Origin of the sequence: Microvirga tunisiensis (genome assembly GCF_009296175.1) — a bacterium.
Lineage (GTDB): Bacteria > Pseudomonadota > Alphaproteobacteria > Rhizobiales > Beijerinckiaceae > Microvirga > Microvirga tunisiensis.
The window spans coordinates 1-11015 of record NZ_VOSK01000217.1; the positions used below are offsets into that span (position 1 = coordinate 1).

7 protein-coding genes and 2 pseudogenes are annotated in these 11015 nt (G+C 63.2%); 5 read left to right on the top strand and 4 right to left on the bottom strand.

The window, feature by feature from the left end:
• On the top strand, positions 1–1119 hold a 1119-nt coding region (locus tag FS320_RS30445; protein WP_152716045.1), incomplete at its 5' end, for an IS1380 family transposase.
• Between the two features lie 212 nt (positions 1120–1331).
• Here the strand turns inward: FS320_RS30445 and FS320_RS30450 are convergent.
• A complete protein-coding gene (locus FS320_RS30450; protein WP_152716047.1) occupies positions 1332–1649 on the bottom strand; it encodes a DUF1330 domain-containing protein in 318 nt (105 codons plus the stop codon).
• 104 nt (positions 1650–1753) lie between these two features.
• Entirely contained in the window at positions 1754–2755 is a 1002-nt protein-coding gene (locus FS320_RS30455) for an adenylate/guanylate cyclase domain-containing protein (RefSeq protein ID WP_152716048.1), read from the bottom strand.
• Positions 2756–3485: 730 nt separating this feature from the next.
• Between FS320_RS30455 and FS320_RS30460 the strand changes: the two genes are divergently transcribed.
• Positions 3486–4052: a DUF1003 domain-containing protein gene (locus FS320_RS30460; protein WP_152716050.1), complete on the top strand. Its 567-nt coding sequence runs from the start codon at positions 3486–3488 to the stop codon at positions 4050–4052.
• 281 nt (positions 4053–4333) lie between these two features.
• On the opposite strand, the pseudogene FS320_RS48490 reads toward FS320_RS30460, so the two are convergent.
• A pseudogene (locus FS320_RS48490) lies at positions 4334–4771 on the bottom strand (transposase); the annotation flags it as partial.
• Between the two features lie 437 nt (positions 4772–5208).
• Between FS320_RS48490 and FS320_RS30470 the strand changes: the two are divergent.
• From FS320_RS30470 to FS320_RS45370, 3 genes are all read left to right on the top strand, one after another.
• Positions 5209–6501: a DUF1214 domain-containing protein gene (locus FS320_RS30470; RefSeq protein ID WP_152716054.1), complete on the top strand. Its 1293-nt coding sequence runs from the start codon at positions 5209–5211 to the stop codon at positions 6499–6501.
• Positions 6502–6554: 53 nt separating this feature from the next.
• Positions 6555–7949, top strand: a complete 1395-nt coding sequence (locus FS320_RS30475; RefSeq protein WP_244627493.1) for a DUF1254 domain-containing protein — start codon at positions 6555–6557, stop codon at positions 7947–7949.
• A gap of 143 nt (positions 7950–8092) precedes the next feature.
• Positions 8093–10189, top strand: a complete 2097-nt coding sequence (locus tag FS320_RS45370) for a PAS domain S-box protein (RefSeq protein ID WP_153885347.1) — start codon at positions 8093–8095, stop codon at positions 10187–10189.
• A 75-nt stretch (positions 10190–10264) separates the two neighbouring features.
• On the opposite strand, the pseudogene FS320_RS30485 reads toward FS320_RS45370, so the two are convergent.
• Positions 10265–10582: pseudogene (locus FS320_RS30485) on the bottom strand (integrase); the annotation flags it as partial.
• Positions 10583–11015 lie beyond the last annotated feature (433 nt).

Consider the following 11015-nt stretch of genomic DNA (forward strand, 5'->3'; position numbering starts at 1 on the left):
TGCGGCTATGAGGACTGCAACGACTTCGGCCCGCTGCGCGCTGACCCGGCGTTCAAGCTCGCCTGCGGACACTGGCCGGAGAGCGGGGCTGACCTCGCCTCGCAGCCGACCCTCTCGCGCCTGGAGAACACTCCGACAATCCGTGATGCGATCCGCCTGACCTATGCTCTGGTGGATCAGTGGATGGCCAGCTACGCTACCGCGCCGGATGGGGTCGTGCTGGACGTCGATGACACCTGCGACGTGGTGCATGGGCATCAGCAGCTGTCGCTGTTCAACGCCCACTATGACGAGCGCTGCTTTCTGCCGATCCATGTCTACGACAGCGCCACCGGCCGCCCCGTCGCCATCGTGCTGCGGCCGGGCAAAACACCCTCGGGCGTCGAAGTGCGGGCGCATCTGCGTCGGCTGGTGCGGCGCATCCGCAGGCGCTGGCCTCTCACGCGCATCACGATCCGGGGCGACAGTCATTATGCCCGTCCCGAGGCCATGGAGTTCTGCGAGCAGAACGGCCTCAGCTACATCTTCGGACTGGCCGGCACCCGGCCACTCACCGCCAAAGTCCAGAATGAGGCGGATGCGGTGCGCACCCAGCGGGCGGTGGAAGACAGTAAGGTGGTACGCGGCTTTGCCGAGACGACGCACCGGGCCAAGAGCTGGTCGTGCGAGCGCCGGGTGGTGGCTCGGATCGAGGCGACCCGTTTGGGGCTCGACATCCGCTTTGTCGTCACCAACCTGACCGGGACCAGCCCGCGCGTCATCTACGAGAACCTGTATTGTGCCCGCGGCCAGGCAGAGAACTGGATCAAGTTCCACAAGGCGCAACTCGCCTCCGACCGGACCTCGTGCCGGCGCGCCGTGGCCAACCAGGTTCGGCTGGTGCTGCATACGGCCGCCTATTGGCTGATGCTGGCGGTGCGGGAGGCCATCCCGGCTGTGCGCGATCTCGCCCGGGCGGAGTTCGCAACGCTGCGGTTGCGCCTGCTCAAGATCGCCGTGCGGGTGCAGGAAACCACCAGTCGCATCCGGCTGGCCTTTGCCTCCTGTTGCCCGGACGCCGACCTCTTCCGCCGCCTTGCGGGGACGCTTGCACCCCAGCCCCGGGCGGCCTCACCCTGAGCGACGGGGCTGCTGTCGCCCCGGTCACCCCATGTCTTCTCCGCCAACGCGTTCCGACGTTCCAAACCTCGCCGCGATGAAAAAGGCGCAACAGATTGGCTCGCCCAAGCCGCAAGTCAGGTCATCGCAACCAGCGCAGGTGAATACGATCGGTTAGATCGCGAGGTTGGTTGATTGCTCGCGCGCGCTTGCCCTCCTAACGCGGTTTGATCTCACGCTTGAAATGGCTCCGGCGTGAAGGGCGAGCGCTCCACCAGCAGGATCCTGGCGGCCACGCCGACTGACCGGAGCCCATCGAGAATTCTCTGCATCTGCTCGGATTCCTGGGCCTTGCGGGCATCCTCAACAGTACGGAACTCCAGCATGGTGATCGTGTCCGGGCTGGCTCCATCAGTCGTACGATAGGCCATAAAGGACACTGCACCTGGGATTTGCAGAAGCTGTGCGATCCAATCCCGGACATGCTGGTTGTAATTGTTCCAGCGATGAGACTCGGTCGGGCGGTCATACTGAAACATGACATAGGCCATGGGATACCTCCTTGAAGGCTTGCGCTATCACAGCACACCGGAGCCATCCGTCATAGCGCTCCGAAGGATGCGCCCCCGGCTTCAGCCGCGTGGTCTAGGCAAAATTAATCGGAGCGACGATCGCTCGTGACTTCATTGGCGTTGATCACACGCGCCAAGAGGTCTTGCAGGGTCTCCCGCTCCCGTTCCGACAGGGCAGCCATCACCCGATCCCGCACCGCAACGATCGCCGGGTATAATCGTGCATAGAGTTCGAGCCCTTCTGGTGAGAGGCTGAGAAGGCGCAGGTCGCGTCCGTGTTTCCCCGGTGTCCGGCTGACGAGCCCCAGAAGCTCAAGGTGCCTGACCATCCGCTGGGCACTCGCGAGGTCAATGCCGATCCGCTCGGCCAGTCGCCGCTCGTCGATGTTCGGCGCATCGTGGAGGGAGGCCAAAACCGCAGGTTCGACCAGTGTCAGGCCCTCTGGCTTGGTCACATCCACCAGCGCGCGGTTCAGGATGGTATGGAAGCGTCGCCCCAGATTGAACTCACTGCGGCGGTGAACCGGGGGCAGCGCCCGAGACAGCGGATGATCAGACGGGCGGGCCAAATAAGCCCGTAGGGGCGCATCCAGGTTTTTGACGAGTTGCGTCCCGAGGTCGTCAAAGGCCAGTGGCAGCACCCTGGACACGTAGTCATAGGCTGTTCCTGAGAGGCAGACCAATCCCGGCTGTGCCAGCTTCTCCATGCGGGCGGCAATGTTCACCCCATCACCAAACATGTCGCCGTCCCGAACCATGACTTCTCCAACATGGACGCCGATCCGGAAGGTGAGGCGACGGTCCTTGGGGGTTTCCTCGTTGGCCGCGGCAATCCTCTCCTGAATGCCGACCGCACATTGGACCGCATCGACGACGCTTGGGAACTCCGCGAGAATACTGTCGCCCGCGGTGTTGGCCGTGCGACCGCCGTGTTGGGTGATGTGCCGATCCATGATCTCGCGGCGGGAGTCGAGCAGGGCCAGAGTTCCGGTCTCATCCGCATTCATCAGCCGCACATAGCCTGCCACGTCAGCGTAGAAGATCGCTGCGAGGCGGCGTTGTATGACTGAGGCGCGCTTGTTCATCCTCGGGTACCGCCCTTCCTGGGCCTGCCCAGGCCCAAGTCGCATCAGTCGAACCTCTCAGTCGACAGGATAATCGACCAGTGCTGAGCCCCGCTCCTGACAGGCAGGCGACCCCGGCAAAATTGCAAGGACCCGCCTTCCCGATCGGGGTCCTCTCACCAGTGGTAGCGGATCGTGAGCGTGCAAACGGCGAGAATGCCAGCCATCAGGAGGAGTGAAATCAACGCTTGGGACAGCATCACATGAATCCCAAGATCACGGCCCCGCAGAACAGGACGGCCAGAGCCGCAGCAAAGAGCGCTTCGTTTTCGTAAGATATGTAGGACCTGATTCTCTGAACCATGATGTCCTCCTAACTTTATTGAAGTATACACGCTTATTAACCCTAAGTATATGATCGTCTTGAAGCATGAACTATTCGATAGGGCCGGAGAGAAGTGGCAAGCTATGGACGTAATCCAGGAGCTTAGAAACTTGGAAATCCGATCACTATGCTTCTCGGATCCTCCTGGATCTCGTCTTGATCATGCGTACAGCAGAGTCCGATTAATGCATTTGGCAATGAGGCAGCCGCCGCCCGGGATTTGAAGAGCGGCACGGGCCTCGGTGTCCAGAGAAGGTTGTCTTGATCACCCTGAGACACGCCGTGAGCGTGAACGGCAAGCCTCCTCCGGCGTCTAAGGCTAGAGTAGACTGCAACCGCCGATCAGAGCGACAGCGGAGGGTGCTTATGGACGAGGTGGCTCAACTCGCCCGGCAGTTGCTGGACAGCGGCGTAACAAGGCTGTCTGAGCGCGAGCAGCGGGTAATTCTCCACATTGCCAAGCGTTCGCATGTCGCCCGAAATGTGAACAGTGTTCTGGAAGAACAGCAGACATTGGGCGAACGCCTCGCGGATCGGGTCGCTCAATTTGGCGGCTCCTGGACCTTCATCACGATCTTCACGGGGATGCTCATGGCTTGGATCGTCCTGAACAGCGTTGCCCTGGTCCGCATCGGCGGAGGCTTTGATCCATACCCCTACATTTTCCTGAACCTGATCCTGTCGATGGTTGCCGCGCTCCAAGCCCCTGTGATCCTGATGTCTCAGAACCGACAAGCCGCCAGGGATCGGTTGGCGGCAAGCCTGGATTACGAGGTCAACTTGAAGGCGGAGGTTGAGATCATGGCCCTCCATGACAAGCTTGACCGCATTCGCGTCGAGCATCTCGAAGGCTTGCTTCAGGATCAGACGCAGCGAGTTGAGGAGTTGGACAAGCTGGTGCGGGCAACGCTCGCCAAGCCACTCTCAAGCTGATCTGCCACATATTAAGGCCTTACCGCCCTGGATCGCCTATGAGCCATGAGTCTGCCCCAAGCCTGCGCCGACGTGCTCTACTGCGACAAGCCCATCGACATGTGCCAGCTCGCATAAGTCCTTTTCGGCTGAGATGCTGCACTGAGTTCGTCACACGCCTTGGCAAATGTCTGGAAATGGCAGATTGCGTTGACAAAGTCGGCATCCAGACGGGCTGGGACATCGATGCAGCTTGCCTTGTTGAGGTTAGGACTGTGGTGAGGTGTATCCTTTGGGCCTTCTCAGGCTTCTTGGATCATCTGAGGCCCTGGTGAAGTGACCAGTTTGGCAAGCTTTCTCAGGTTCTGAGCCGTTGCTGCCAGCAGGAACTCATCCTGAGCCCCGCAAGGGCCGCACAGCCGCAGGCGTCCCATCTTCAGGATCCGCTTGAGATGGGCAAACAGCATCTCGATGCGCTTGCGACCCTGACGTGACCGCTCAAAGGCCGGCGTGCCCCTCAAGGAGCGCACGACCTCCCGGGCATGCTCATAGATGCTGCGCGGGATCTTGCGGGCCGGCGTGTTAGGACAGCACTGTTCCTTCAGCGGACAGGGCCCGCAATCGAACGTGCTGCCTCGGTAGAGGCGCGTCGTGCCCGCGTTCACAACCGTACCGCTGGTGGTCAGGGTCTTGCCCTCAGTATAGGTGTAGGTGTCCGCCTCCGGGTTATAGCTGAAGTCCACCATGCGCCTCAGCAGGTGATCGGAGGGGACGTGATCCTCGAGCTGGAACTCATAGAACAGGCTCTCCTGCATCACGAGACGCTCGCCCATCACGGCCCGATCCTCCGCTGAGAATGCCTCATCAGGGAATCACGATCTGCCGCTCATCACGAGGACTTTTTCAACGAAATCGGCACGAGGCAGACGAGGGCCGAACTTCCGTAGTCATAGGGTAAGCTGACCTTTATAAGGTCACGCCCAACGGCTCAGGTTGACCCATAGCTGCCCTTTACGGTGTGCCGGGTACAGCGGTTTCCTGTCCAAATCTCAGGGGTTCACCCGATACAATCGTGAAGCGAGCCAGCTAGATATCCTGAGAGTTGTCCACTCACGGGAGCGACTTGCGCCATTGCCACGCTTCCTGTCGTTGAGCCCCCAAAGCAAGGAAGTTCGGAATGACGCGCGTGTCTGGTGATCTTCCTATGCCTGTGAAGCCTCAGCCGGCCTCCGTCTCCGATCAGGAGATCAGTGACGCCTACAACTACCTGCTCGGCCGCCTGCTGGTGACGCGCCAGCAGCAGCTCGACTTCAAGGACGGGTTCAAGTGGAACGGGATCCTCCACCGCAAGCCCGGCGCGGTCGATTGGCCCAATCCCAACCTCGACGTCGCGTATTCCGAGGCCTGGGTTGCCGTGGACGAGAACAGTTACACAATCGTGTCCGTACCCAAGATTGAGGGCCGCTACTACACGGTGCAGGTCCTCAACGGCTGGGGTGAGACGCTCGCCAACATCAACGAGCGTGTTTTCCCAAGACGCCCTTACGGGGACTTCGCCGTTTGCCTCCAGGGCGCGACCGTGTCCCTGCCGGCCGATGTCCAGCGCATCGACCTGCCGGTCAGGTCTGCACGCGTCCTCGCCCGCGTCGCCCTCGGTGACGACTGGGACCAAGCCGTCGCGTTGCAGCATCAGATCACGGTCAGAGCGACTGGGACCCCAACACTCCCGGAGATCCCAACGACGCCGATCTTCGACCTGGAAAACCTGCCCGGCGTGGAGGCCTTCGATGCGGCGGACATCGCCCTCGACAGCGAGCGCGACCTCAACCCGGGCATGGAGCCGTTGCAGGAGAAGGCTCGCGCCATCGCCAGGGCCGTCAAGGATCCCGAGCAGCGGGCGCGGGTCGACAAGGCCATCCGCACGGTGGCGTTTGCCGATTTCGCCAAGGCCGGACCGCCCATCGGTCATGGCACGATCCGCAACGGCTGGGCCCGCCCGGCGGTGGTCGGAGCCTACAACATCGACTACCTGGCCCGCACCCTGATCAATTACGGCGGCATCTGGGCCAACATCGCCCCGGAGGTCATGTACTACCGCGCCAGCACCGACGGCACCGGAGCTCCGCTGTCCGGCGACAATGCTTACACCATGACCTTCTCCAAGGATCAGCTCCCGGCCCATTACGCGAACTACTTCTGGTCGGTGATCGCGGTGGACACCAGGCACTTCCGCGTCCTGCCCAATCCGAAGGAGAAGTACCTGATCAACGAGCAGTCGAAGCCCGAATACGGTCCGGATGGCTCGTTGACCTTCCACTTCGCCGCCGAGAAGCCCGCGGACGTGCCGGAGGGCAACTGGCTGCCGATGCCGAAAGGCTCGGTCTATCGTCTCACCTTCCGTTTCTACGGCCCTATCGACGGGGTGTCGAATGGCACCTATTGGCCACCGGCGCTGCGCCGCGTGAACTGAGCCCAACCGGGGAGTAGGCGATGACGCCGAGGGCACAAAAAGAGGGTCGGGCCATGATGATCCAACGAGCTTGGCAGGCCATGCCGGCCGGACCCGACACCAGCGTCAAGATCACCGAGCCTTATGCCAGGATGGTTGCCCGCGATGCCTATTTCTGGGCTTGGCCATTGGTGAACATCTATAACCGCCGCCTCGCCTTCAGGCAGGCGCCACGGGTCGGCCTCATGAATGGCGTGCTGCCCTTCGCGCCTCTCAACGCACTGTCCATGCTGCACGACTACATCGAGCCCAAGCAGCGCTGGGTCGCGTGCCCGAACCAGGACGTGGTCTACGGTGCCGCCATCGCGGCCCTCGACGAGACCCCGGTGGTGGTGCAGGTGCCGGACTTCGGCGAGCGGTTCTGGGTCTACCAGGTGGTGGACCTGCGCACGGACGGCTTTGCGGAACTCGGATCGATGTACGGCACGCAGCCGGGCTTCTACGTGCTGGCGCGAGCGGACTGGCAGGGCGAGACGCCCCGAGGCATCACCAAGGTATTCCGGGCTCCGACGGGAACCGCCTTCGTGGTGCCGCGCGTGTTCCAGGACGACACGGCAGAGGACCGTCAGGCGGTGCAGGACCTCATCGGCGGGATCGATGTCTACCCGCTGGCCGAGTTCGACGGGACGATGAAGCGGCACGACTGGCGCCAACTTCCCAGGCTCGGATCCCCCATGAGCGACAGCGGAGAGGGCGAGACACGCTGGGTCTTCCCCGAGACCTTCTTCGACCAGGTGCCGCAGGTCCTGAAGGACACACCGCCGCTGCCGGGCGAGGAGGCACGCTACGCCCAGGTTCTCGCCGCTATAGCCGCGGCCGAGAAGGATCCCACCCTCAAGCAGGCCATGAGCGACGAGGCGGAGAAGGCGGATACGGATCTTATCGGCCCGCTGCTCCAGTTCCGCAATTGGGGGCAGCAACTGCCCCACCATTGGAGCTCCATCTCGAACAGCGCCGCGTTCGGCACCGACTACTTCACAAGGACAGCCGTCGCGAAGTCGAACATCCTGGTCAATGCGCCCAACGAGACGAAGTACTACTACCAGGACCTCGACGCCTCCGGCGCCCGTCTCAACGGCGCCCGCCGCTACGCGGTGACCTTCGCCAGGGACCAGACGCCGCCGGTGGATGGGTTCTGGTCGCTGACCCTGTACGACGACCATCACTTCTTCGTGCCGAACGAGATCAAACGCTATTCGCTGGGCACGAAGAACAAGTCGCTGCAATCCAATCCCGACGGTTCACTGACGATCTACGTGCAGGCCGACCCGCCACCGGAAGCCCGGCGCGGCAACTGGCTGCCAGCGCCAAAGGGAGCCGACTTCTCCCTGTACATGCGGGCCTATTGGCCGAAAGCCGCGATCCTCGACGGATCATGGACGCCGCCGCCGGTGCAGCGGGCAGCGTGATGATCGCTCTTGATGTGGGAAGGTCCGGCACTGGCCAGGGTGGACGATCCGCGCCGTGAGATGAGGCCGATCCTGGGGACAATGCCGTCAATGGTCGGCTTCATCCGTCGACGCCAGGCCACCTTGGCATCAAGATCCCCGAAGTGATCTCTCGACTTGTACGGGACCAGCGGTATTTTGGCCGCATGATCTCATTGCGACGTTACACGATCCGCCAGTGCCTGATGGCCTTTGGCGCCGCCCTCGTGCTGCCGGGCCTCGTCTTCGCGGCCATCCTGCTGTGGCGCTATGCGAGCGCGGAACGCGGCCGGTACGAGGAGGAGGCGCTCGGCACCGCCCAACGCATCATGGCGGCAGCCGATCGCGAGCTCGTCGGCATCCAGGCGGTCGCGCAGGCGCTCGCCACCTCCTCGTCCCTGCTGGAGGGCAACTTCGAGGCCTTTCAGCGCCAAGCCGAGATGACCCTGCAGTCCTGGGCGCAGCGCAAGCCTAACGACTACGCCATCGTCGTTCGCGATATCACGGGCCAGCAGGTGGCGAACACCCGTCTGCCCTGGGGTAGTCCGTTGCCGAAGGGCGCCAACCTGCCGATCGACCAGCAGGTAATCGCCACCAAGCGACCCGTGATTCAGGATCTCTTCACCGGGGCCACCGCAGGACGCCCGATCATCAGCATCCGGGTCCCGGTTCTCAAGGACGGCAGCGTCACGCACGTGCTGTCGATGGCCGTCGAACCCCGGCGCATTGCCGAGATCCTGCTGGCCCAGAACCTGCCCGCGTCATGGGTTGCCACCGTGATCGACCGGGCCGACCGCGTCGTGGCCCGTTCCCGTCAGCACGAGGCGTTTGTCAGCAAGCCCGCTCCGGACGAGTTCCTGAGAGCTGCCCGCGGGGCCGACGGCATCTGGGAAGGGCATAACCTCGAAGGGACGGAGGTGCTCGGCGCCTTTGCCCGCTCGGGTGTCTCAGGCTGGATGACGTTCGTCGGCGTGCCCGCCGAGATCGTCCAGGCGCCGCTGCACCGCTCCCTCTGGACCCTGCTTGGGCTTGGCGCGGCCCTGATCCTTTTGTCCCTGCTCCTGGCGCGGGCCTTCGCGCGGCGCATTGCTGCCCCGGTGCAGGGCCTCGTCAACCTGGCCCATGACCTCGCCCGGGGCGAGCCCGTGGCGGTGCCATCGACCGGGTTGGCGGAGATTGACCGGGGCGGAGGCGCCCTGGCCTCCGCCTCGCAGGACCTCCGCGAGCGGGAGGCCGCCTTGAGGGCGAGCGAGGCGCGCCTGTGGGCGACCCAGAACAATGCCGCCGTGGGCATCGCCGAGGTCGACCGCGACGGGCGCTTCGTCTCGGTCAACGAGGCCCGCTGCAAGCTCACCGGCCACAGCCGTGAGGAGCTGATCGGGCTTCATTTTGGCCACGCAACTGACTCCGAGAGCCTCGAGAAGGATCTCGACCTGTTCAGACGGCAGGTCGCCGGAGAGCTCGACACCTACACCACCGACAGCAAGTTCCAGCGCAGGGACGGCAGCCGCGGCTGGGCGCGCGTGACCAGCACGGCGGTGCGGGATGCTGCCGGAGCGTTCCTCTACGCCGTGCGGGTGATCGAGGACATCACCGAGCGCCGGCAGGCCGACAAGCGCCAGAAGCTGCTGATTGATGAGCTCAATCATCGGGTGAAGAACACGCTCGCCACGGTGCAGTCGCTGGCCTGGCAGGCCGCCCGTCCCGGTGTGCCGCCGCAGGTGGCGCAGGAGCGCTTCCAGGAACGGCTGCTGGCGCTGTCGCGCACGCACAACCTGCTCAACGAGACGCACTGGGAGGGCGCCGCACTCAAGACCATCCTGGAAACGGAGCTGGGACCCTATGCGACGGCGGCGGGGCGTGTCCGGCTCGACGGGCCGGAGGTGCACCTGGACGCCAGGCCGGCAGTGGTGCTGGGGATGGCCGTCCACGAACTCACCACCAACGCGGTCAAGCACGGCGCCCTGGCGGTTGCATCGGGCCGGGTGCAGGTGGGCTGGAAGATTGACAATCGCGGCGGCGAAGCCGTCCTGGCCATCGATTGGTGCGAGCTGGACGGCCCTACGCTCGCAGCGCAGCCAAGCCTGGGCTTCGGCTCGCGCCTGCTCCGTCAGACCATCACCCGCGAACTCGCCGGGCAGCTCGACATCCGGTTCGAGCGCGAGGGCGTGTGCTGCACCATCGCGGTTCCGCTCGGGTCGACCGGACAGCAGGCAGCCTGAGCCGCAAGGCCCGTAGGAGGTCGCGCGAGGAGCGGATCGGTTGAGTGGATCGGTTCCGGCCGCTCAGGCGGCGAGCGCCTGGTTGGCGGGATCCCAGAGGTGATGCGCGATGAACTTGAGGACGAGTCCTTCCGGTCCAGGCCATGGGAGAGTTCGTCCGGTTGGTGCCAGCGCCCATCCCTCAAGGTAGCTGAGGTCGGAGGCGAGAGCCCGTAAGGTGTTTGCTCCCATACCTTTTTCAGCCAAGTGTTTTAGAGTGGCAACGTCCTCATCAGTGAGAAGAGCAGCAAGGGCTTCTCGCTGGCTTGACGGAACGATGCCTGCGAGGGCGTCAAGTTCGTTTTCGCGCCGAAGTTGCTGATCCTCAGCATGTTCTAGGCCGGCAGAAGTCATATCTTGCTCCGGTGCGAGACATAGGGCAGGGGTGGTCTGCCCTAATGGTGTTCGGTTGGAGACCCGCACCCAAGATCACGATTACTAAAGTGACGATGCCGTTCAGAGCGGGTCGGCCGAAGCTGATTTTGTCGCCTGCAATTCGCCTAAGCGCAACACTCCTGATAACAGGTAGTTATCGGGTGTGAGAACCTGCTTTTGACACCATGCGACATCACCGTAGATATGACGGTTAAAGCTATGCTAAGTCGTAGATACTGGCGTAAAAACAGTTGGTTAGTATTGCCACGCGACGGATAGCTGCGGGTAACTGGGGCATTTTAGGGGGCGAGGGATTCCTCCCTTCGGGCATTCATGATTCAATCCCGGCATGACCTCGCCTGATCGTTCCAACAAGCCGCTGTCCTCGACAGCCCTGCGCGAGCTGGTCTCG

Bases quoted from the DNA above. Each gene is read 5' to 3' on its own strand.
- FS320_RS30450 (WP_152716047.1), bottom strand. From the start codon at position 1,649: ATGGCCTATGTCATGTTTCAGTATGACCGCCCGACCGAGTCTCATCGC.
- FS320_RS30455 (WP_152716048.1), bottom strand. From the start codon at position 2,755: ATGAACAAGCGCGCCTCAGTCATACAACGCCGCCTCGCAGCGATCTTC.
- FS320_RS30460 (WP_152716050.1), top strand. From the start codon at position 3,486: ATGGACGAGGTGGCTCAACTCGCCCGGCAGTTGCTGGACAGCGGCGTA.
- FS320_RS30470 (WP_152716054.1), top strand. From the start codon at position 5,209: ATGACGCGCGTGTCTGGTGATCTTCCTATGCCTGTGAAGCCTCAGCCG.
- FS320_RS30475 (WP_244627493.1), top strand. From the start codon at position 6,555: ATGATGATCCAACGAGCTTGGCAGGCCATGCCGGCCGGACCCGACACC.